This window comes from Mycobacterium bourgelatii, from assembly GCF_010723575.1.
GTDB lineage: Bacteria > Actinomycetota > Actinomycetes > Mycobacteriales > Mycobacteriaceae > Mycobacterium > Mycobacterium bourgelatii.
Genome location: NZ_BLKZ01000001.1, coordinates 4,733,329 through 4,755,436, shown reverse-complemented (window position 1 = coordinate 4,755,436; position 22,108 = coordinate 4,733,329). Strand labels below are relative to the sequence as shown.

17 protein-coding genes are annotated in these 22,108 nt (G+C 64.8%); 3 read left to right on the top strand and 14 right to left on the bottom strand.

Translation table 11 applies throughout. From position 1 onward, the window contains the following. Positions 1–283: 283 nt before the first annotated feature. Positions 284–904, top strand: coding sequence for an ATP-binding transcription factor AbmR (gene abmR / locus G6N68_RS20440; protein ID WP_163716206.1), 621 nt, complete (start codon positions 284–286; stop codon positions 902–904). Between the two features lie 6 nt (positions 905–910). Here abmR and G6N68_RS20435 read toward each other — a convergent pair whose 3' ends face one another. After that, complete coding sequence (locus tag G6N68_RS20435; RefSeq protein WP_163716203.1) at positions 911–2,947, bottom strand: serine/threonine-protein kinase PknH/PknJ; 2,037 nt, start codon at positions 2,945–2,947, stop codon at positions 911–913. A gap of 279 nt (positions 2,948–3,226) precedes the next feature. Here G6N68_RS20435 and G6N68_RS20430 point away from each other — a divergent pair, with 279 nt between their 5' ends. Further along, entirely contained in the window at positions 3,227–3,457 is a 231-nt protein-coding gene (locus G6N68_RS20430; protein WP_163706424.1) for a hypothetical protein, read from the top strand. A 6-nt stretch (positions 3,458–3,463) separates the two neighbouring features. Here the strand turns inward: G6N68_RS20430 and G6N68_RS20425 are convergent, their stop codons facing one another. The 13 genes from G6N68_RS20425 to G6N68_RS20365 form a co-directional block, all read right to left on the bottom strand. Beyond that, positions 3,464–3,832 (bottom strand): DUF4189 domain-containing protein, encoded by a 369-nt coding sequence (locus G6N68_RS20425; protein WP_163716198.1) that lies wholly within the window; start codon positions 3,830–3,832, stop codon positions 3,464–3,466. Between the two features lie 86 nt (positions 3,833–3,918). After that, complete coding sequence (locus G6N68_RS31000) at positions 3,919–5,745, bottom strand: LppX_LprAFG lipoprotein (protein WP_163716195.1); 1,827 nt, start codon at positions 5,743–5,745, stop codon at positions 3,919–3,921. 157 nt (positions 5,746–5,902) lie between these two features. Beyond that, positions 5,903–8,308, bottom strand: a complete 2,406-nt coding sequence (locus G6N68_RS20415; protein ID WP_163716192.1) for an FHA domain-containing protein — start codon at positions 8,306–8,308, stop codon at positions 5,903–5,905. Positions 8,309–8,376: 68 nt separating this feature from the next. Then, positions 8,377–10,302, bottom strand: a complete 1,926-nt coding sequence (locus G6N68_RS20410) for a serine/threonine-protein kinase (protein WP_163716189.1) — start codon at positions 10,300–10,302, stop codon at positions 8,377–8,379. Between the two features lie 321 nt (positions 10,303–10,623). Next, a complete protein-coding gene (locus G6N68_RS20405; RefSeq protein ID WP_163716186.1) occupies positions 10,624–12,450 on the bottom strand; it encodes a serine/threonine-protein kinase in 1,827 nt (608 codons plus the stop codon). 240 nt (positions 12,451–12,690) lie between these two features. Next, complete coding sequence (embR, locus tag G6N68_RS20400) at positions 12,691–13,851, bottom strand: ATPase/transcriptional regulator EmbR (protein WP_163716183.1); 1,161 nt, start codon at positions 13,849–13,851, stop codon at positions 12,691–12,693. A 244-nt stretch (positions 13,852–14,095) separates the two neighbouring features. Further along, positions 14,096–14,803: a C39 family peptidase gene (locus tag G6N68_RS20395; RefSeq protein WP_163716180.1), complete on the bottom strand. Its 708-nt coding sequence runs from the start codon at positions 14,801–14,803 to the stop codon at positions 14,096–14,098. A gap of 165 nt (positions 14,804–14,968) precedes the next feature. Then, positions 14,969–15,679, bottom strand: coding sequence for a C39 family peptidase (locus tag G6N68_RS20390; protein WP_163716177.1), 711 nt, complete (start codon positions 15,677–15,679; stop codon positions 14,969–14,971). Between the two features lie 311 nt (positions 15,680–15,990). Beyond that, complete coding sequence (locus G6N68_RS20385) at positions 15,991–16,392, bottom strand: DUF4189 domain-containing protein (protein ID WP_240355539.1); 402 nt, start codon at positions 16,390–16,392, stop codon at positions 15,991–15,993. 54 nt (positions 16,393–16,446) lie between these two features. After that, the gene (locus tag G6N68_RS20380) at positions 16,447–17,169 is read right to left on the bottom strand and encodes an LppX_LprAFG lipoprotein (RefSeq protein ID WP_163716174.1); all 723 of its coding nucleotides are present in this window, start codon (positions 17,167–17,169) and stop codon (positions 16,447–16,449) included. Positions 17,170–17,280: 111 nt separating this feature from the next. Further along, on the bottom strand, positions 17,281–17,610 hold the full coding sequence (locus G6N68_RS20375) for a DUF732 domain-containing protein (protein WP_163716171.1): 330 nt from the start codon (positions 17,608–17,610) through the stop codon (positions 17,281–17,283). Between the two features lie 103 nt (positions 17,611–17,713). Beyond that, a complete protein-coding gene (locus tag G6N68_RS20370) occupies positions 17,714–19,648 on the bottom strand; it encodes an ABC transporter ATP-binding protein (RefSeq protein WP_163716168.1) in 1,935 nt (644 codons plus the stop codon). Beyond that, the gene (locus G6N68_RS20365) at positions 19,645–21,384 is read right to left on the bottom strand and encodes an ABC transporter ATP-binding protein (protein ID WP_163716165.1); all 1,740 of its coding nucleotides are present in this window, start codon (positions 21,382–21,384) and stop codon (positions 19,645–19,647) included. Before G6N68_RS20365 ends, G6N68_RS20370 begins: the two co-directional genes overlap by 4 nt. A 152-nt stretch (positions 21,385–21,536) precedes the next feature. Between G6N68_RS20365 and G6N68_RS20360 the strand changes: the two genes are divergently transcribed. Further along, positions 21,537–22,103 (top strand): DUF3558 domain-containing protein, encoded by a 567-nt coding sequence (locus G6N68_RS20360; protein WP_163716162.1) that lies wholly within the window; start codon positions 21,537–21,539, stop codon positions 22,101–22,103. Positions 22,104–22,108 lie beyond the last annotated feature (5 nt).

The following is a 22,108-nucleotide window of genomic DNA, read 5'->3' as shown; positions in this document are numbered from 1 at the left end:
CTCAGCGGATAAGTCCCTGAACGCATAGGGCAGGCCCGGACGGACTCTGGGGGCGTCGGACTCCGTCTTATGCGGATCGGACGCGGCCGGCTGTCACCCCTCATTCCGGCGCTTGAATCGGTCTCTTCCGGGCCTGCTTCGCTTCTAAACGTACAACTCTGTATGCGCATAAGCAATGGTCGGACCGCTGGCCGAGGGCTACCTGACGAGCCCCGGTTCGGTCGTCGTTCGCCGCCCGCGAACGCGGTTCCCATTACATGTATAACGGTGTAATCATGTAATCATGAAACATCATCACGACATGCGCGGGCGTCGATACGGGCGGCCCGGCGGTTGGCAGCAAGCCGACCAACCCGATGCCACTGACGCGGCCGAATGGTTCGCCGGGCGACTGCCGGAACACTGGTTCGACGGCGATCCGACCGTGATCGTCGATCGCGAGGAGATAACGGTCATCGGCAAGCTGCCATCCAAGAACCCAGAGAACCCCGAGAACCCCGAGAACCCCGAGGCATCCGAGGCGGAGGAAACGGAATCCCGTGCCGCAGGGCGGGTTTCGCGGTTCCGCGAGGAAACCCGGTCCGAGCGAATGAGAATCGCCGACGAAGCGGAGGCGCGTTACGGGCGCAAGGTTTCGTGGGGTGTCGACGTGAGCTCAGCCACCGGCACCAAACGAATCCTGTTCACGCACATCGCGGTTCCCGTCATGACCCGGCTCAAGCAACCGGAACGCCAAGTGCTCGACACGTTGGTCGACGCGGGCGTGGCGCGGTCGCGGGCCGACGCGCTGGCCTGGTCGGTCAAGCTGGTCGGTGAGCACACCGAAGAATGGCTGAACAAATTGCGCAGCGCGATGTCCGCCGTTGACGACCTGCGGGCGCAGGGCCCGGACCTCAAGGGCTGAGGCGCCTCATTCCTGTTCTTTTTCGACCTTTTCGGTAATCTTGTCCGCGATCTGGGCCCCATGATTGGTGATCCGGTAGCCACACGCATTGACGTCGACAACGATGTTGTTCTCTGCCCGCATCGAGTGCTGGCACTCCCAGCCGTCAGCGCCCTCTTGCGTTTCCAGGATGTCCATCTTGGGTGGAGCGCCCTCGACCTGACCGAACGTCCACCGGTACGTCTTGTTCTTACTCGTGTTCGTGACGGAGATGGTTTTTCCTTCGCAGTTCTTCCATTTGGGCGCCAATGTGTCCAGGAATGAGCGGGCTTTATTGGCGGTCGGGAACGCCACCACCGCCTGATTGACGAAGTGGTCGTAGTTGTCGCCCGGCTCCGACGACACCAACGCGTTCACCGCGGTAAAGCCGGTGCCGGCATAGACCGCCGCCTGTCGGTTGTAAAGCGCGCCCTGGCAGTCAGCCTGGGAGAACTGCAGCGATGAATTGTCCATCGAGCTAAGCGTTTTCCCGGGTGTCATGCTCGACGACCCCATCACGCTGTTCACTTCCAACGTGCTGAGTAGCAACGAGCTCAGCCGATCCTCGCCTATCGGTTTCGGCGGCGGCTTCGGTTTGTCGTCTGGAAGGAACTTGAAGATTGCCACGCCGCCGACGATGAGCACGATCACGACCGCGACCGCGGCCACGATGGGCCACGGATTGCGCTTGCGGGGTGGCGGCGCGCCCTGGTTCCAAGGGGTGGGGGCGGGGGGTTGCCCGTGCGGCGGAGGCGTGGCTGACCCGCCGCCCCATCCGCCCCCTTGATAGAACGGGGCGGGCTGATTGGGGGGCGCGGCCACTGGACCGCTCGGCGGGTTCCACGACGGCGGGTTTGGCGGACCGGGCTGCCCCGGACGCGGCTGGGCTATCGGACCCGATGCGTAGGGGATCGGCCCGGACGGCCCCATCGGCCCCGATTGCCCGATCGGCCCTGATTGTCCGATCGGCCCTGATTGCCCGATCGGCCCCGATTGACCCGAGTGGGATGACGGGGCATAAGCGGCCGGTGAATGCTGAGGCCGCGAAGCGGGCGGCGGAGTCGACGGGGTCGGCCGCGGCGGCGGAGTCGGCGTCGCAGGCAAGGTTTGTCCTGCAACCGGACCCGAGGAACCGGGCAGGGTGGTCTCCTGACTGCGGCGCAGGATGTCTTCCGCGTGATCCCTGTCGGGGGTGCTGAGCGCTTCGTGGGCTGCCAACGCGAGATCTCCGCAGCTGGCGTAGCGGTCCTCGGGCCTCTTGGCCATGCCGCGCGCGACCACCGCATCGAACGCTTTGGGAATGCCTGCTCGTGATGCGCTGGGCCGCGGGATCGGATCCATCAGGTGGGCGGTGACCAGCGTGCCGGCGCTGTCGGAACGGTACGGTGGCGACCCGGTCAGGCATTCGTGCAGCACGCAGGCCAGCGAGTAGATGTCGGCGCGGTAGGTGACCTCGTCGTTCGAAAACCGTTCGGGCGCCATGTATTTCCAGGTGCCCACCGCGGTGCCCAGCTGGGTCAGCTTCTCGTCGGTGGTGGCGCTGGCGATGCCGAAGTCGACCAGGTAGGCGAAGTCGTCGCGGGTGACCAGGATGTTGGGGGGCTTGACGTCGCGGTGCATCACCCCGGCGGCGTGGGCGGCATCGAGCGCCGAGGCGATCTGGCTGATGATGGCCACCGCGCGCGGCGGGGTCAGCGGGCCGTAGCGCTTGAGCAGGCTGTCCAGGTCGGTGCCTTCGACCAGGCGCATCTCCAGATACATCTGGCCGTCGATCTCGCCGTAGTCGTGGATGGGCACCACATGGGGCTCTTGGAGTTTGCCCGCGATACGGGCTTCGCGCTTCATCCGCTCGCGGAACACCGCGTCTTTGCTGAACTCCGCGGTCATCACCTTGACCGCGACCGTCCATTCCTTGACCGTGTGGTCAGCTTCGTAGACTTCGCCCATGCCGCCGCGGCCCAACAGCCGTTTGAGGCGGTACGGGCCGAACATCGATCCAACCCGCGAGTCTGAACCGTCGCTCATAGCTGATCCTCCCAATCAACCGCTGACACTATCAACAACCTCCCGGTCTGGGCGCCAGCTACAAGCGCACTTTCTGGCATTCACGACGGTATGCCGCAACCCCGACAAGCGCATGAGAAGCACACATTTGAATCCGAAAAAGCCGTCCCGGCCCCGGCTGTGTCCGTCGCCAAGGATCCATCCAGGATGCGGCAAGCGCGCCGGCGGAATCTTTCTTTAGACACGGGACAAATCCCAAGAGTCGAAGCGGGAAAGGGACGGGAAAGGGAAAGGAACGAGATGCTCACCACGGCCGGCGGCGACCGCAGGACTCGCCACATCGTCCAGGTCCTGATCCTGTTGGCGACGGCGCTCGGCCTTGCAGGAGTGCTGCCAGGTCGGTGGCAGGCAATCGCCCGGCGTTGGTGGTCATTTGCGGTGTACTACGTCGGGTACCGGCTGCTTTCGGTCCAGCTGTCCTGCGGTTCCCTAGCCGTCAGCGGAGTGCCCTTCGTGATAAAGCATGTCTGAACCACCTCAGTTGCAGAACCACGTCGCAATAGAGCCAGACGTACCAAGGGTTTTCAGTGCGTCGGCCTGTGCGGCGGCCAGGGTGGCCCCGTAGCCGCCGGCCAGGTCGCCGGCGCTGTTCTCGGCGACCGCACCGCACTGCCTGAAGATGACGAGCGTCTTGCAGTCCTTTTGGGCGCACGCCGCCTGCGCCGCGCTCTCGGCGGCGGCTTTCGAGGAGAGGTGCTTTACCCGGCCGAACTGATCGCTCGAAGGGGAGTAAGTGATGGCGCCCCAATAGTCTTCGTCGGCGCTTGCTACCGGGGCGAGGATCATCGCCGCCACCATTGCAACGCTGGCCACGACGGCTGCGGCAAGTGGTTGAAAAGCGGTCACATGCCTCATTGTCGTTTCCCATCGAGTGGTCCAGCGAGCCCAATGAATTGAGGTTTACCAGCTAGAGACGGCATGGCTACTGCGGGTCAAAACGGCGGTCTGTTTGCGGTGACTTCTTTGCCCCACTCGGACATCGTCATTGTCATCGTTCCGTCTTGGACGGGGGTGAATTCGATTTTGACCAGCTGGTATGACCCGTCCGACGCGATCCAGACGTTGGTGGGTGTCGGAGGGGCATCCGCGGCGTTGAGCCGCGATCCGGCCAGCGTCGCGACGTCGTCGTTGTTCGATTTGCCGGTGATCTTGTTGGTCGCGACTCCGTTGATGTCCTCACTGCCGGCTACCGCCGGATTCTGAAGGTGCTCAAGGATATTCGCCAAGCCGCGATTCGGGTCGAGGAGCGTCGAAACGTCGCAGATCGACGCACCGATGCCGTAATCGGTGAAATGCTTGCCAGGATCGGCGACGTCCGAATACAGGTGGTTGTCCACGTAGACGAACTTCGAATCAACGTTGCTTCTACCCACGGTCAGCGTCGCGGTGCCGGTGGCGGTCGTTTGCGGGGTGCTGGACACGTCGCCGTCGAGCTTGGTCACAGCCAGATTGGGCACCGCTCCTTCGACGGTGAGGCTTACGTGCATGCCGGTGACTTTGCTCATCACGTCGGCGGCTTGCTTGACCGTCGCCGGGGCGTCGAAGTCTGCACCGGGGGAGGGTCCCGGCGCGCGCTGATTTCCTACAACAGCCGAACTCACGAATATCACCGCGACGACTCCGAGAAAGGTAAGGACGGTGAAAATGGCGGCTCTTCGGCGGGTGCTCGACCGTGTAAACGGTGAACTGGCATCTGCTTCTGGGCGCCGCGTGGAGTCGGGCAGCGTTAGGGCGTTGGGGTCACGTCGGGTCGGCCCATGAACGGACGAGTTGCTTGGAAGTGGGACCGACGGTGTTGCGGGCAGCGTGGGTGCCGATGTCGGCATGATTCCCCTCGGCGGCAGGGGCTTCTCGGCCGGGAGTGTTTGATCAGGGGGTGATGTCGAGTCGCCGGCAGCGCTGCGCTGCGGCGCAATCTCTGTCGCCGACATGGGATCTGAGACAAACGTAATCACGGCGTCGTGGGCTGCGCGCGCCAATTCAATCGTGGTGACGTAGCGCTGGTTCGGGTCTTTGGCCATACCTTTGCGAATGATCTGGTCAAACTCGGCAGGCACCGCGGGTCTGCCGACGGACGGTCTAGGTGGGGGAGTATTGACGTGGGCAAGTACCAGCCCCGCCATATTGGCTGCGTCAAAGGGCGGTTCCCCAGTGAGACATTCATACAAAACACAGGCCAATGCATAGATGTCTGCTCGGGCGTCCTCCGCAGGGTCTTTGCCTAATCGTTCGGGCGCCATGTAAAGCATGGTTCCAACCAAGCCGCCCGTGCTGGTGAGCCGCGTCTCATCGAGCGCACGGGCAATCCCGAAGTCGATCAGATAGGCGAAGTCGTCCTCGTCGATTAAGACGTTTGAGGGCTTGACATCACGGTGCACCAGGCCGGTCCTGTGCGCGGCATGCAGCGCGCTTGCCACCTGCTCGATAATCCGCACTGCCCGCCCTGGTTCCAGCGGGCCACGGCGAAGCACTTCCGCCAAATCGCGGCCTTCAATGAGCCGCATATTGACGTAGAGCCGACCATTGATCTCGCCGTAATCGTGGATCGGAATAATATGCGGATTGCTTATCCGAGCGGCCGCTTCTGCTTCGCGACGAAACCGCCGTTGGAACTCGCCATCACGCGCCAGATGCTCTGGCAATACCTTGATAGCCACGACCCGCTTTGTCGCCGTGTCATAGGCACGCCACACTTCGCCCATCCCGCCGTGGCCCAACAATTCCTGCAACCGGTACCGCCCGAACGGCCCGCCCTTCACCAAACCTCCTACCAGCAGTTAGAAGAGTGCACACGTGACGCACACGATATGCCAAGGCTGACTAGCGCGACAGCATCCGGATAAGGTCTACAAGATTTGCTACGACGCTGCTGGTCCAGGATTTCCAAACATCTGCGGATCACACTAAATTGCGAAACTACTTGCGGGCGCGGCGCTGGGCATCGACGCGTTTGAGTCGGATGGCCAGCAGCGCAACCAGCACGACCGCTTGCACCACGCACATGCCGAACGCCGTCAACCAATGGGTGCGACCGTGCTCCCACAACGGGTCTTCGGAGCCCGGGTGGAGGAAATTCACACCGACGGTCGAGGCGCCCATGGCGTAGGCCCACCGTGACGGCGACAGCCATGCCAGTTGCTCCAACGGGAACCGGCCGTGTACCGCGAACATGCCGCCGCACAGCACCAATTCGGCGAAGACCACCAGGACCAGTAGCGGCATGCCGCGGTCGGCGTTGGCGATCATCGCCGAAATCAACAGGCCGATGATCATCGAGACCACGGTGACAGCGATAACGGCAACCACGACCTCGGCAGAGCCCAGACGTTGCTGCACCGTCTCTATTTCCTCGCCGGACGAAGGCCACAATGCCGAAGAGTCCGGTGGCGGGACGAACAGCGTGCCGAGGACGCCGAGGATCAGCGCCTGCAGACTGGTCAGCACGCCGAGGACGACCAACTTCGACCCCAGGTAGGCCGTGCCGGACAACCCGATGCCATGTTCGCGTTGATAGATCGCCCGTTCCTTGACGATTTCGCGAATTGAGCTGGCGCAGCCCATAAGTGCGCCGCCGATGATCAACAGCACCAGCAACTGGGAAGGCTGCGTCGACCTCTCCGAGATCGCCTTGGCCAGCGACAGCCCGGCGCTTCCCGGGACGGCATAAGCGAACAGGCTCAGCAGGAGCGGCAGGGCCAACAGGAACACCCCATATTGCCGGTCCGCTGCGATGACCGCCCAGTAGCGTCGGCACAGGATCGCGAATTGGGCGAACGCGCTCTGCTGTCCCGTGGCCTTACTCGCGGGCAACGCGCCGGGCAGCTTCTTGCCTCCCGGTTCCGGAATGAAGGCCGCGCGCAACGGCGAGGTGTTGAACCGGCCGCTCCAGTCGGTTTCGCGGTCCTGTTCGAGCAGGATGAAAAGGTCGGCGAAGTCGCTGCAACCGAAGTAGCTCAAGGCTTGTTGCGGCGGCCCGAAATAGGCCATCCGACCGCCCGGGGCCAGGATCAGCAGCCGGTCGCACATGTTCAGATGGGCGATGTTGTGGGTCACCACCACCACCGAACGTCCGTCGTCGGCCAGCGAGCGCAGCGTCTGCATGACCGACTTCTCATAGCCCGGATCGAGGCCGGAGGTTGGTTCGTCGAGAAACAGCAGTGAGGGCTTGGTCAGCAATTCCAGCGCGACGCTGGTGCGCTTGCGTTGGCCCCCCGACAGGCTGTCGATACGCTGATCGGCCTGAGTGGCCAGCCCGAGTTCGGTCAGCACTTCCTCGATGCGCTGGGTACGTTCGGCGGCCGAGACATCTTGCGGAAAACGAAGTTGTGCAGCGTAATTCAGTGCCGTTCGCACCGTCAGCTGGGTATGCAGGATGTCATCCTGCGGCACGAAGCCGATGCGGTGCCGCAGCTCGTCGTAGTTGTCGTAGAGGTCGCGGCCGTCGTAGCGGACGGTGCCGCTCGTTGCGGGTTTGAAACCGGTCAGAGCGCCGAGCAGCGTCGATTTGCCGGACCCGCTCGGACCCACCACCGCGAGCAGACTGCGTTGCGGCAGAGCGAAATCGATGTCGGCCAGCAGGACGCGGCCCTTGTCGGTTTCCACGTGTAGATCGGTCGCCTCGTAGGACACGTCACCGGTGTCGACGTATTCCACCAGTCTGTCGCCGGACAGACGCAGCAACTGGTGGCCGATCCCAACCATGTCGTCGGGCCCGATGAAGGCGCGGGTGATCCGGTTGCCATTGACGTAGGTGCCGTTGGAACTGTTCTTGTCGATCAGCTCCCAGCGGTCGCCGGTGCGGCGCAATGCGGCGTGGTATCGCGAAACCAGCAAGTCGTTGAGCACGATCGCGTTGTCCGGTGCGCGACCGATGGTGACGGTCACCTGGTCGATGGCGTGGACCGCTGTGGGAGAACGGATGCCGGTGGTCTCGGCGGGCGGTGCCTGTGGGTTTCCGGACGCGGTCACGTCGCCGGTAGTGGCCCGCGCGGGACCGCTGCCGGCCGGATGCAACTCCACCGGTTGGCCCGAGGATGCCGAGCCGAGCAGCACGGTGACGGGTCGGCTCACGGTCAGGCGCTCGGTTCGCTGTCCGTTGACGTACATCCCGTTGCTGCTGCGGTTGGTCAGCACCCAGCCTGCGGGCGTCGCCTCCAACACCGCGTGGTCTCGCGACACCCGAGGGTTGTCCAGGCGAATGTCGGCCTCGCCGGCGCGACCGAGGGTCCAGACCCGGTTCGCCGTGGCGTGCCAGGTGCGGCCGGCCGCGCGCACCTCCAGCCGGGGCGGACCCGTCGTGACCGTTTCGGTTTCGTCTGCCATGCTCAGCCTCCGGTGCGACAGCTTAGTTTTGCTCGAACCAATTTCTCAGCAAGCGAGCCGTCGAGTGGTCACGAGTGCTTGGCCCACCACTGGTAGAGCCCGTCGAGGTCAGGTCCCCCCTGCGGCTCGCCGGCGATCAGGCCAAAGACGAAGGTTTGCTCGTTGCTCCACATCACCTGGGGCTCGCTGCCCTTGTACATACCGCAGGCGATCTGGCCCAGGATGGTGTTCGGGTCCGCGGTGTGCCACCAGTTGCCCGGTGATGCCTTCCCGCCGGGACATTCCTGGATATTGAAGGTGGTGGTGAAATTCGCAAACGCTTTCTTGACTCCGGCCGCATCGGAGTACAAGCCGTAGGCGGAGACCGTCGGGCCATTGGCATCGGTGTTTCGGGTGCATTTCACCGACGCGATCGCCCCCGGCATCGGTGATTCATCCGGTGTGCATGCGCTGGACGGGTAGCCCGCGGGCAGCAGCCTCATCAGTCGAGCCTCAGCAGCGGACAAGGACGAGGTCGTCGTGGTCGTCGTCCTCGTCGTCGTCGTCGTTGTGGTCGTAGTGGTAGTAGAGCTGGGCCCGTTTGCATTGGTCGGGCTCGGTTCGTCCTCGCCTTGGCTGACCGCCCAGATGCCGATGGCGGCAATGATGAGCACGAGGACGGCGGCGGCCGCGCCGGCGACAATTGCCCAGGGGTTGCGGGTCTTCTCGGGGGCGACCGGGGCGGGCGGGTTCGGGTTGGTCCAGGCTGGGCCCCCGGCCGGAACGTTGGCAAAAGGTTGCGGCGGGGGACTCATCGGCACGCGCCCGCTGTCCCAGACGGGCGGGGGCATCGGGCTGGGGGGCGGCGGCGGGCTCGGGCGCTGCGGCGGATTCGGATACGGCGTTGGCCGCGGGGGTGTCGAGTGACTCGGCGGGGGTGTATTCGGGGGCGTGGCAGGTTGTCGCTCGGTAGGCACGGGACGGGTGCCGGGTTCCCACGCCGAAGCAGTGGGCGGAGCGACCGGCTTCGTGGGGGGTGATACCGGGGTGGTCGCCCCGGCGCCTGGCGGACCGGAACTAGGACCGCGACGTTGTTGGACGGTCGGCGGGTCGGCCAACCCCTTGGGTAGCGCGGCTTCCTGGCTGCGGCGCAGGATGGTTGCCGCTTGGTTTTGATCCGGTGCGCTGAGCGCGTCGTGTGCGGCTCGCATCAGGTCGCCGGCGGTCGGGTAGCGGTCTTCGGGTTTCTTCGCCATGCCACGGGCGACGACGTCGTCTAGCGCTCTGGGGACGGCCCGGTTCTTCGCGCTGGGCCGCGGAATCGGGTCGATCATGTGCGAGCTGACCAAAACGGCATGGTTGTCCGATTGGTACGGCGGACCCCCGGTCACGCACTCGTACAGCACGCAGGCCAGGGAGTAGACGTCGGCGGTATAGGTGACCTCGTCTTTGGTAAACCGTTCCGGGGCCATGTATTTCCAGGTCCCCACCGCGGTGCCCAGTTGCGTGATCTTCTCGTCGGTGGTGGCGCTGGCGATGCCGAAGTCGACGAGATAGGCGAAGTCGTCTCGGGTGACCAGGATGTTGGGCGGTTTGACGTCACGATGCATGACCCCGGCGGCGTGGGCGGCGTCGAGCGCCGAGGCGATTTGGGTGAGGATGGCGACCGCGCGGGGCGGCGGCATCGGGCCGCTGCGTTTGAGCAGCTTGTCGAGGTCCGTTCCCAGGATCAGCCGCATCTCCAGGAACATCTGCCCGTCGATCTCGCCGTAGTCGTGGATGGGCACCACGTGAGGTTCCTGCAGCCGGCCGGCGATGCGTGCTTCGCGTTTCATCCGCTCGCGGAACACCGGATCCTGGCTGAAGGCTTCGGACATCAGCTTGACCGCGACCGTCCACTCCTTGACGGTGTGCTCGGCCTCGTAAACCTCGCCCATGCCGCCATGGCCCAGTCGCCGCTTGAGGCGGTACGGGCCGAACATCGACCCGCTGCGCACCCCCGGCGCCTCGCCCATCGCTGACCCTCCAAAAGCCGACCCAGATGTCGCCGAGACTATCAACAATCTGGCGTCCCACCGGCCGCCGCGCGGTCCCAGCGGGCGGCGCGGCAAGCGGTCGGTCGGCGCCGCACTGCGGTTGTCGCCCGTCCTACAGCCAATGCCGTTGTATCGCTTAGGCATCCGTGGTTTCGGCAGAGCGCCGGAGTGCTGTGTGTGACGCGACCGTCAGCTATTGCACTGGCGCAGAACGAGTTCCCGTCTCCCGCCGCGCGCGAAGGCTACGCCTGACACCAAAGTGGTTGCGCAACCTGGCTTTTGAAGGGTGACGGCCGCCGGTCAGCCGTACTGGGCCCACCAGGTGTGCAGGTCTTCGAGCGTGGCCGGGTCCCCGAACACGTCACTGAGCACCAGTTTTGCCTCGTTACTCCAGATGACATTCGGGTGGTTTTTATACGTGCCACACGCGATCTGGCCGGCGGTCACGTTCGGCGTCTTCTCGTAGTGCCACGTCAACGGCGAGGGGCCTTCCCCGGGGCAGTTCAGCAAGTCCACCGCGCTGATGTCGGAGTCGAAGGCCTCCTTCAGCGCAGCGAGATCCGCGAAAAGCCCGTACAGCGCACGGCTCGGGCCGCCGGGCTTGGTGTTCTGGTCGCACTGGACCATGGTCACCGCGCTAGCCCAAATGGTGTCCGGATCCGGTGTGTACGGCTTGCATGCGCCGGTGGAGTAGCCGGTCGGTAGCGCGCTCTGCAACCTGCTCTGCGCGTCGCCGCCGGCGGTCGTGGTTGGCGAACTCGGGGCGGTGCGGGTACTTGTCACGCCACCGGTCGTCGGCGCGGTCGACGTGACGTCGTTGCCGTGCGCTTCCTTGCTGCCGTCGTCCCTGGTGAAGACCCAGATGCCAATGCCGGCCAGGATGAGAATGAACACCAGCGCCGCCGCGCCGGCGATGATCGGCCAGGGGCTGCGGCCACCTGACGGCACGGGCTGATTCCAGGCCGGCGGTCCACCCGGTTGTTGGGGCGGTGTGGGGCCGCCCGGTGGCGTGGCACCCCAAGCGCCGCCCTGGTAGTACGGCGGAGCCTGGCCGGGTTGGTTCTGGGACGGGATGGGGCCGCTGCCGGCTCCCCACGTGGGCTGGCCGGCTGGCGCCGGCGGCGGTATCGGGCCGGAGGAGTGCGCGTCGGCATACTGGGGCGCTTGCTGACTCGGCGGGGCCCCCGGCGCGGGGGTAAAGGTGGGGCGGCCGCCCGCTTGGGCCGTGACGGCGGTTCCGGGCAGCGTCGTCTCAAAACTGCGCCGCAGAATATCTTCAGCGTGATCTCTGTCGGGAGTGCTGAGCGCTTCGCGCGCGGCCCGCGCGAGATCTCCGCAGCTGGCGTAGCGGTCCTCGGGTTTCTTCGCCATGCCGCGCGCGACCACCGCGTCGAAGGCTTTGGGAATGCCCGCGCGAGCGAGGCTGGGCTGGGGGATCGGGTCCATCAAATGCGCGGTCACCACCATGCTCGCGCTGTCCGTGCGATACGGCGGGCTTCCGGTCAGCGCCTCGTACAGCACGCAGGCCAGCGAGTAGATGTCGGCGCGGTAGGTGACCTCGTCGTTCGAAAACCGTTCGGGCGCCATGTATTTCCAGGTGCCCACCGCGGTGCCCAGCTGGGTCAGCTTCTCGTCGGTGGTGGCGCTGGCGATGCCGAAGTCGACCAGGTAGGCGAAGTCGTCGCGGGTGACCAGGATGTTGGGGGGCTTGACGTCGCGGTGCATCACCCCGGCGGCGTGGGCGGCATCGAGGGCCGAGGCGATCTGGCTGATGATGGCCACCGCGCGCGGCGGGGTCAGCGGGCCGTAGCGCTTGAGCAGGCTGTCCAGGTCGGTGCCTTCGACCAGGCGCATCTCCAGATACATCTGGCCGTCGATCTCGCCGTAGTCGTGGATCGGCACCACATGGGGCTCTTGGAGTTTGCCCGCGATACGGGCTTCGCGCTTCATCCGCTCGCGGAACACCGGGTCTTTGCTGAACTCCGCGGTCATCACCTTGACCGCGACCGTCCATTCTTTGATCGTGTGGTCAGCTTCGTAGACTTCGCCCATGCCGCCGCGGCCCAACAACCGTTTGAGGCGGTACGGGCCGAAGTCCGTTCCGACCCGCGAGCCTTCCTCGCTCATCGCTGATCCTCCTCCACCAACCCGGATTCCGCAGACACTATCAACAGCCCCCGGGGATCGCATCGAGCGCAATCACCGACCCCAGCAACCATGACGGTAATCGCGACAAGGGACCCCCGCTAGCCCGGCGCACAACCCGGGTGCTCGAAAATTGCCACTTCTGGCAGCGTTAGGGAGGCATGTCGGTCGGGGTGCCCTACGTCGTCGGGCGGGTGGGTCGAATTCCCTTGCGGCAAATGGCTAACGGTGCGCATCCGCGTTGATCTGAAAAATGAATTCGTGGTCGCAGATGCGGATATGGTCGCCATCGACCAACGTCGCCGCAGAGCGGATCCGTTGGTGCTGCACATGCACACCGTTCGATGACCGGAGGTCATTGATGATGTAGTTGGTCCCGGTGTCGACGATCACCGCGTGGTGGCGGCTGACGTTCGCGCTTTCCAGGACGATGTCGTTGTCGCTGAGGCGCCCGATTCGGGTCGCCGCGGACAGCAGCGGATAGTCCTGACCGGTTGCTACGTCGTGCAGGTAGGCGGCGACCTTTTGACTCGAGGCCATGGTCCGCTGATCGAGCACGGTGACGGTGCCGGCGGCGGTGGTCTTGGCGGATTTCTTGGCGTCCAGCGGTTCCTGGCGCAGGATGCGCTCGTTGAGGGCGCGCAAGGTGGGGCCGGGATCGATGCCCAGGTCGTCGGCGAGGGTGGTCTTGACCCGCCGGTAGGCGTTCAATGCGTCCGACTGGCGGTCGGTGAGGTAGTACGCGGTGATCAGCTGCGCCCACAACGGTTCCCGGTAGGGGTGCTCGATGGTCAACGCCTCGAGTTCGGTGATCACCGAGGAAGCCCGCCCGCAAGCGATTTCGGCTTCCGCCTTTGCGGTGTGCGCCAGAATCTTGTCCTCGACAAGGGCCGTGGCAAAGGATTCGACGAACTGAAAGTCGCGCAGGTCGTCGAGCACCGGCCCGCGCCATTCCTTCAATGCGGCCGAAAGGTGCTTGCTGGCCTGTTCGAACCGGCCCGCCGCCGCCGCGTGGACACCGGCGTTCTTCTCGGCGATGAACCGGCCGAGGTCGCACGTGTCGTCGGGAATGCTCAGCCGATACCCCGGCGGTGCCGCGGCCAGGACCACGCGCGGGTCGATTCCCGCCCCGCTGAGCAGCTTGCGCAGGTTGGACACGTACGAGTGAATGCTCGCCCGGGCTCCCGACGGGGGCCACTCTTCCCACAGGGCCGTGATCAGGCCTTCGACTCCGACCGGTCGGTTGCGGTTGATGACCAGCATGGCCAACACCGCCCGCTGTTTGGGGGTGCCCAACGGCACGAGGTTGCCGTCGATCCTCATCTCCAACGGTCCGAGTAGACCGAATTCGAGACGCTTGTCCTCCATCGCGCTACCAGCCATTCCGGTCCGCCGTGGTCTCGTCTGCCACGGTGCTTATATCAATATCAATCCCTGCCATTGTGGTACTAACTTTGCGCATCCGGTAACAACCGAAGCCCCTGGCACGTCGACGTGTTGATACTCGCCACACTTCGCCGCCTGGGCCATTAGCTGCAGCAACCGGCCGAAATATTCGCCTCGCCAAAGGGATCATCGGGCTCTCGAGCGAATTGCATTGGCACTGAGAAACATAGGCGATCCATCGTCAGTGGCCGGCGGTGGTTCCGGTCGTGACGAGCAGAAAGTAGTCGCTGGTCGCCCACGCCTGCATGAACAGCTGCAACGGAATTTGCTCGTCCTTGCCCTGGGGAGTGCCGCTGTCGTTGAGGTGCACGATGTTTCTGATCGTGTCGACGCCGGTTACCACCACAGCGTGGTCCGACACAGGGTTGCCGTCACGGTCCTTGGCCTCGACGGGCTGGCCCCAGATCATCTCGGCGTTGAGGCTGATGATCACCGCATGGCCGCCGTCGAGATATTGCTCGAGCGCATCCATGCCCGTAGCGATGCCGGTTTCCGCCGCCGCGTCCGCGTCGGTCAGCTTGGCATCGACGCCGTAGTGCGCCAACAGCGTCGGCAGGTCCAGCCGGTTGGTTCCGTTCCCGTCCGTGGGGTCGGTCGGGATGACGTAGATCGAGCCGGGGTGACGGGTGCTGGGGGTGTTCTGCGCCACCTTGATGATGGCCCGCTCCGAAGGCTCCGTGCCCGTGATCTGGCCGACGACGTCAGCAGCGGCCATGATCGCGCAGTCATCGAACGCCTGCAGCCGCCAGTACTTGGCGGCGGCGGCCGGATCGCCGTGCATGGTGCGCGCCGACGACGCTTCGGCCGGGCTGGCAAGGCCGAGCGCGATGGCACCGGCGACGATGGCCATGATCGCCGCCTTGGCGGCCCGGGCGATGATGAATCTCATGAGGAAAGGTTGCGGCGGCTGCCTTTTCGTTATCTCTACGAATTCTTGGAGTGATCAGGCGCGCCCCCCGGGCCGACCAACAGAAGGCGGGCAGCCGGCCCGGTGTATTCACCAGGTGGCTGCCCGCCGATGGACGCCCATGGGCGCCCATCGGATTGGCGTGCCTCACGCCTTGCGCGATTCCTTCGTGACGGTCATGAAGTTGTGGCTGGTGGCCCACGCCTGGACGAACAGGTCCAGCGGAATCTGCTCGTCTTTGCCCTTGGGCGTGCCGCTGTCGTTGAGGTGCACGATGTTGTTGGCGGTGTCGACACCGGTGACGACGACGGCGTGGTCGGCGTACACCGTTCCGTCGTTGCCCTTGTTCTCGATGGGCTGACCCCAGATCATCTCGGCATTGACGGCGACGATCACTCCGCGGCCGGCGCCCAGGTACCGCTCGAGTGCCTCTAGGCCGGTCGTGACGCCGCTCTGTCCTTCGTGGTCGGTGTCGGTGTTCACGGCGTGAATTCCGTAGTGCGCCAGCAAGGTTGGCAGGTCGTCGGGGTCGGTTCCCATGCCCGAGTTCGGGTTGCTCTTGTTGGCGGGCTTGACGTAGACGGAGCCGGGGTGGCTGGTGCTGGGGGTGTTCTGCGCGACCTTGATGATGGCTCGCTCGGACGGCATCTTGCCGGTGATCTGACCGACGACGTCGGCGCTCGACATGAGCGCGCAGTCGTCGTATTTCTGGTGCGCCCAGTATTTCGCGAGCGCCGTCGGGTCGCCGTACATGGTGCCCGACGATGCTGCGGCCGGTCCGGCGAGGCCGAGGGTCAGCGCGCCGGCGACGGTGGCGAAGACTGCGGTCTTGGCGACGGCGAGGAAGTTGAGTTTCATCGGGGTGGTCCTTTTCTGGTTCTGCTTGGGGCGGTGGGCCTCCGGGGCGTTGAGAAAAGGTTCCGATGGAGGTCTTTTTGTTATCTGGATGAATTCTTGGAGTGATCTGACGGGCACGTGAAGCGCAGGCGGCTGCCCGCCGGCGTGCGGTTGGCGTTAGGTCCAGGCCGGTGGCGGCGTCGTCCTTGTTCGCAGCGTCAAATCCCTAGTGCGCCAACAGGGTTAGCTCGTCATCGGTGGCGGTGCCCAAACCCGAGCTAGGTAGCCACTTGCCGGCGGGCCTGACGTAGATCGAGCCGGGGTGGCTGCGGCTAGTTGCATTCCCAGACGTCGATGTAACCGCCGGGGACCTTGGACAACGCGGCCTTCATGGCCGAGCTCAGGTCGGGTCCCTCGGCACCCTTGGTCTCCCGATCGTTCTTGGCGACCGCGCCGCACGCGGTGAAACTGACCACCACTTTGCAGTCCGAGTGGCCGCAGGACTTCACGGCGGTGGCCTCAGCGGCAGCCTTGGTGGGGTAGCCCTTGGATCGACCCCAGGAACCGTCGCCGGAATAGGCGATTGCGCCATGTGAATCGGCCGCTTGGGCGGCCGGCGCCGGTGTGACGGTAGTTGCGGTGACGGCAGCGACGGCAGTGATGAAGGCCAGGCGGGCTGACTGAACCAGGCGAGTGGACGCCCGCCGTGCCCGACGGATGATCATCGTCGTCATTGGGGATAGTCCTTTCGATGAGCGCTGTGGCACCCCGGAATGGTTGATCATCGGCTAGACCGGCTTGGTTGCGGTGACTTGCTTGCCCCACTCGGACATCGTGAGTGTCACCGAACTGTTGGGTATCGGGTCGATCTGGAGTTGGACGAGGTGAGACGACCCGTCCGTGGCAATCCAGACGGTCGTCGGCACCGTGGTGATGTCCTCGTCGGTCAACCGCGTTCCGGCGAGCGTCGCGACGTCGTCGGCGGACGATTTCCCGGCGATCTTGGTGGTGGCGACGCCGTTCACCTGTTCGGTGCCGTCCACCGACGCGTTCTTCAGGTGCGCCAACAGGTTGGCCAACCCCTTGTCCGGGTCAAGCAGTACCGACACGTTGTAGATGGAGGAGCCGCCGCCAAAATCGGTATAGGACCCCGGCTGCCCGAGGTCGGAGTAGAGGTGGCCGTCGACGAAGACGAACTTCGCGACTTCGCTCTTGTCGCCCAGGACCACGGTCGCGACTCCGGTGGCGACGGTCTGCGGGGTGTTGGAGATGTCGCCCTCGACCTTGGTCACCCGGAAATTCGGCACGTTTCCCTGCACGGCCAGGTCCAAGTGCATACCGGTCACCCTGCGCATGGCCTCGGTGGCGTGGTTGACCAGCGATGTCGCCTCGGCGCTGCTACTCGAGGTGGGAGAGTTGGTGCCGGTTTCCCCGTTGCCGCCACAGCCGGCCATGACGAGGCCGACTACGAGAGCGAAGACGGCGAACACGGTACGGGGCTGCGGCTTCATCGACATCTCCTTCAGCGGGCGGTCAGCCGCTGATTGCATCCCGTGCATCCCGGGCCTCGAGGGTCAGCAGCCGAACACTGAGCTTATGAGCCGTGTTCGGGACGGGTGAGCTCAGACCGTCAAGGCCGCGAATTCCGGGCAGTACGAGTCGGTCGCGTTGTCGACGAAGGAGGTTGCCTGGATGGTGGTCAGGTCGGTCTGGCTGAGGATCTCCTCGGCGATTTGATATCTCGACCTGCCTTCGGCCAGCTCTTGGCAAACCTGATGTCCCTGCTGGATCGCCGATTGAGGTGACGAGAACGTGACGCCGACGTCCTGCATCTGCGAGATAAAGGTTTCGTCGGCGGGGGTGTTCGCCCCTGCGGTGCCTGCGGCGGCGACAGCCAACCCGATGGCGGTGGCGCCAACGATGACGGCAGCGGCGATGCGGGCAGAAAGCATGTTGTGGCCCTTCGGTAGTGGCAGCCTTGACGGCAGCCTCAGCTCTTGCCCTAGGAGAATTCTCAAAGGATTCTTGGCAACTTGTTGGAGCCGCCCGAAGTCGTCAAACGAGTGTCATCTCGTAGTACGCGCCGCGCCGAGCCAATAGTTCTGCGTGGTTGCCCTGCTCAACTATACGGCCCGCTTTGACAACCAGGATCTGATCCGCGTCGCGGATCGTGGAGAGACGGTGCGCGATGATGAAACTGGTTCGGTCGCGCCGAAGTTCGCTGGTTGCCCGCGCTATCAGCACCTCGGTGCGGGTGTCGACCGAGCTGGTCGCCTCGTCCAGTATCAGCAGCTGGGGGCGGGCAAGGAAGGCGCGGGCGATGGTGATGAGCTGCTTCTCGCCCGCACTGACGTTGCTGCCGTCGCCGCTGATCCGGGTCTGATAACCGGCCGGCAGCGTGTGGACGAAGCGGTCGACGAACGCCGCCTTGGCGGCTTCCACGATCTCTTCCTGACTGGCGTCCGGCCGTCCGTAGGCGATGTTCTCCGCGATCGTCCCGTCGAACAGCCAGGTGTCTTGCAGCACCATGCCGATCCGGGAGCGCACCGATTGCCTGCTCACCGAGGTGATGTCGACACCGTCGATCAAGATTCGGCCCGAATCGACGTCATAGAAGCGCATCAGCAGGTTCACCAGCGTCGTCTTTCCCGCTCCCGTGGGTCCGACGATGGCCACCGTGCTGCCCGGTTCGGCCACCAGCGACAGGTCATGGATCACTGGGTGACCGGGGTGGTAGGCGAAGCTCACATGCTGGAACTCGACGCGACCGGGGCCGTTCGGGGCTACCCCGGCTTCTGGGGCCTTCCTGGCCGGCCCGGCCGGGAGCGCGGGTTGGGGTAGCGGCGCTTCCTCGGGTTCGTCGAGCAGGTCGAACACCCGCTCGGCGCTGGCCACACCGGACTGCAGCATGTTGTACATCCCCGCGACCTGGCCGATGGGGGTGTTGAACTGCCGGACGTACTGAATGAAGGCCTGGATGCTGCCGAGCGTGATCTGTCCGGTGGCGACCTGCAGGCCGCCGACCACGGCCACCGCGACGTAGCCCAGATTGCCGACGAAGCCGGTCGTCGGCTGGACCAGGCCGGAGAAGAACTGCGCGCCAAAACTGGCTTGGTAGACATCGTCGTTGAGCTGGTGGAACCGAGTGCGCGCCGCGGCCTGGTGATTGAACGTCTTGACGACCGTGAAGCCGCTGTAGGTCTCTTCGATGTGGGCGTTGAGGCGGCCGGTGCTGGTCCAGTGCGCCACGAACAGGCGTTGCGAGCGCCGGGTAATGGCGCGCGTCGCCAGCAGCGACAGTGGCACCGTCAGCAGCGTGATCAGCGCCAGCAGGGGCGAGATGGAAATCATCATCGCCAGCACCGCCACCACCGTCAGAATCGCGGTCACCAACTGGCTGATCGTCATCGTCAGCGATGACTGCATGTTGTCGATGTCGTTGGTGACGCGGCTGAGCAACTCACCGCGTTGCCGCCCGTCGAAGAAGGACAGTGGGAGCCGGTGCAGCTTGTCCTCGACATCAGCACGCAACGCGGTAATGGTCCGCTGCACGGTGACGTTCAGCAACCGGGCTTGGGTCCAAATTAACAGGGCAGCAAGGACATACAGGGTAAGTGCGAGTGTCAGGGTGCGCGCGACGGCGCCGAAGTCGACACCTTGGCCGGGCACCACATTCATCCCGGACAGCAGGTCGGCAAAGGTGTTGTCGCCCCGCGCCCGGGCCGCGGCAATTGCCTGTGCCTTGCTGAGACCGGCGGGCAGTTGTCGCCCGATGACGCCGTTGAACAACAGATCGGTGGCGTGGCCGAGGATCCGCGGCACGACGACCCCGATCGCGGTGCCGGTGATGCCCAGCGTGATCACCGCGAGGCTCAGTCCCCGCTGCGGGGCAAGTCGTTTCACCAGTCGCGCGGCCGTGCCCCAGAAGTCCCGCGATCTCGTCGGCGCCGGGGCCGCGCCGCGCGGGCGGGCATTCATCGGGGCGCTCATCGTATGCCCCCGACGTCCGCGGTTATCGCCTGCGAGGCGGCGAATTCCGCATAGGTGGTGCAGTCCGTCAGCAGCGACTCGTGGGTGCCGACGCCGACGATGCTCCCGTTGTCGACGACGATCACCTGGTCGGCCTGGGCGGCGGTCCTAATCCGTTGTGTGACAACGATTATCGTGGCATCGCTGGCGTGTTCGCGCAGGGCGGTGCGCACTGTGGCGTCGGTGTGCACGTCCAGTGCGGAGAATGCGTCGTCGAACAGATAGATCGCGGGACGGCGGATCACCGCCCTGGCGATCGCCAGCCGTTGACGCTGGCCTCCCGAGAAGTTGATGCCGCCTTGGGCGACGGGCATGTGCAGGCCGTGCGTGCGTACGAAATCGTCCGCCGCGGCGATTCGCAGCGCCTCCCACATTTCCTCGTCGGTGGCGTCCGGCTTGCCGTACTTGAGATTGTCCGCGACCGTGCCCGAGAAGAGGAACCCGCGCTGCGGAACGAGTCCGATCGCGGCCCACAACAGCTCGGTGTCGTAGTCGCGGACGTCGACGTCATCGATGAAGACGGTGCCGTCGGTGGCGTCGTACAGGCGGCAGATCATCGACACCAGCGTCGACTTGCCCGAGCCGGTGCTGCCCACGATCGCCGTGGTGGTTCCCGGTCGCGCGGTGAACGAGATATCTTGCAGCACCGGGCATTCGGCTCCGGGGTAGGTGAATGTGACCTGGTCCAACCGGACCAGCCCGGTCACCCCGCCCGGCGGGTAGTGCGGGTTTGCGGGGTTGTGGACGGCCGCGGAGGTGCCCAGTACTTCGGTGATGCGGTCGGCGCACACCGATGCCCTCGGCAGCACCACCAGGGTCATCGTCGCCATCAGCACCGCCATCAGGATCTGCGCGAAGTACGCCAGAAACGCGCTCAGGGAGCCGACCTGCATTTGTCCTTTGTCGATGCGCAGCCCGCCGAACCAGATCAACGCCACACTGGACAGGTTGATGGTCAGGGTCGTCACCGGCAGCATCAGCGCCTGCCAGTTGCCCGATGCCAATGCGGTGTTCGAGAGTTCGCTGTTGGCCCGGGCGAACCTTTCCCGCTCGAAGTTCTCGCGGGTGAATGCGCGGACCACGCGCACGCCGGACAACTGGTCGCGCAGCACGCGGTTGATCCCGTCGATCAGGCTCTGCATCCGGCGGAACAGCGGCAGCATGCGCGTCATGATCAGGTAGTTGGCCCCGGTCAGGACAGGGACGCTGACCAGCAGCAGCCACGTCAGCGCCGCCTCCTGGTGAATGGCCATAATGACGCCGCCGATGCACATGATCGGCGCGGTGACCAGCACCGTGGCCGTCGTTTGGACGAGGAACACGATTTGCCGTACGTCGTTGGTGCTGCGCGTCAACAACGTAGCCGCGCCGAAACGCGCCGTCTCCCGTTCCGAGAAGGTGATGACGTGCTCGAACATCGCCGCGCGCAGGTCCCGGCCGAACCCCGTGCCGGTCCGCGAACCGAAGTACACCGCTCCCACAGCGCACAGCACCTGCAGGCCGGTGACGACGAGCATCACGATGCCCAGCCGGATGATCGTCGCGGTGTCGCCCTTGGCGATGCCGTTGTCGATGATCGCGGCGTTGACCGTCGGAAGATAGAGCGAGGCCAGCGTGCTGATCAGCTGCAGCCCCATCAGCACCATGACCAGCCGCCGGTACGGCCGGATGAACTGGCGCAGCAGGGCCAGGAGCATTGGGTAACTGTCGCACAGTGGGTTGGTCCGCGCGCGGATTACCCGGCGAGCGCGAAACGCCTGATCAAGTGGCGTGTCGCAGCCTGTTCGCCAGGGTGCCCCTACACTGCATGGCAGTAACCGGCATCCGAAGAGGTACAGAAGAGGTAGTGGTGCGCCGTAATTTGACGAGGCTTGGACCCGCGACTCGGGTGTTGGTGGCCTTGATGGCTTTGAGCCTGGTTATCGCCGGGTGCTCGGGTTCTGACGACAGCGCGCCTGGTGCGACTGATTCGTCGACCGCGACCGGCAAAGATGGCAAGCACGGCCCCTTCTTCCCGCAGTGCGGTGGCGTGAGCGACCAGACGGTGGCCGAGCAGACGAGGATTCCGAACCTGATCAATACCGCCAAGAACTCGGTCGGCTGCCAATGGCTGGCCGGCGGCGGCATCATGGGGCCGCATTTCTCCTTCTCGTGGTATCGCGGGAGTCCGATCGGTCGGGAGCGCAAGACAGAAGAGTTGTCGCGCGCAAGCGTTGAGGACATCAATATCAACGGACACAGTGGTTTCATCGCTATTGGTAACGAGTCGAGCTTGGGTGACTCGCTGTGTGAGGTCGGGATCCAATTCGGAGACGACTTCATCGAATGGTCGATCAGCTTCAGTCAGAAGCCGTTTCCGCCGCCATGCGACATCGCCAAGGAACTGACCCGCCAGTCGATTGCGAATTCGAAATGACCCGG

Bases quoted from the DNA above. Each gene is read 5' to 3' on its own strand.
- abmR (WP_163716206.1), top strand. From the start codon at position 284: ATGAAACATCATCACGACATGCGCGGGCGTCGATACGGGCGGCCCGGC.
- G6N68_RS20435 (WP_163716203.1), bottom strand. From the start codon at position 2,947: ATGAGCGACGGTTCAGACTCGCGGGTTGGATCGATGTTCGGCCCGTAC.
- G6N68_RS20430 (WP_163706424.1), top strand. From the start codon at position 3,227: ATGCTCACCACGGCCGGCGGCGACCGCAGGACTCGCCACATCGTCCAG.
- G6N68_RS20415 (WP_163716192.1), bottom strand. From the start codon at position 8,308: ATGGCAGACGAAACCGAAACGGTCACGACGGGTCCGCCCCGGCTGGAG.
- G6N68_RS20410 (WP_163716189.1), bottom strand. From the start codon at position 10,302: ATGGGCGAGGCGCCGGGGGTGCGCAGCGGGTCGATGTTCGGCCCGTAC.
- G6N68_RS20405 (WP_163716186.1), bottom strand. From the start codon at position 12,450: ATGAGCGAGGAAGGCTCGCGGGTCGGAACGGACTTCGGCCCGTACCGC.
- embR (WP_163716183.1), bottom strand. From the start codon at position 13,851: ATGGCTGGTAGCGCGATGGAGGACAAGCGTCTCGAATTCGGTCTACTC.
- G6N68_RS20395 (WP_163716180.1), bottom strand. From the start codon at position 14,803: ATGAGATTCATCATCGCCCGGGCCGCCAAGGCGGCGATCATGGCCATC.
- G6N68_RS20390 (WP_163716177.1), bottom strand. From the start codon at position 15,679: ATGAAACTCAACTTCCTCGCCGTCGCCAAGACCGCAGTCTTCGCCACC.
- G6N68_RS20385 (WP_240355539.1), bottom strand. From the start codon at position 16,392: ATGACGACGATGATCATCCGTCGGGCACGGCGGGCGTCCACTCGCCTG.
- G6N68_RS20380 (WP_163716174.1), bottom strand. From the start codon at position 17,169: ATGAAGCCGCAGCCCCGTACCGTGTTCGCCGTCTTCGCTCTCGTAGTC.
- G6N68_RS20375 (WP_163716171.1), bottom strand. From the start codon at position 17,610: ATGCTTTCTGCCCGCATCGCCGCTGCCGTCATCGTTGGCGCCACCGCC.
- G6N68_RS20370 (WP_163716168.1), bottom strand. From the start codon at position 19,648: ATGAGCGCCCCGATGAATGCCCGCCCGCGCGGCGCGGCCCCGGCGCCG.
- G6N68_RS20365 (WP_163716165.1), bottom strand. From the start codon at position 21,384: ATGCTCCTGGCCCTGCTGCGCCAGTTCATCCGGCCGTACCGGCGGCTG.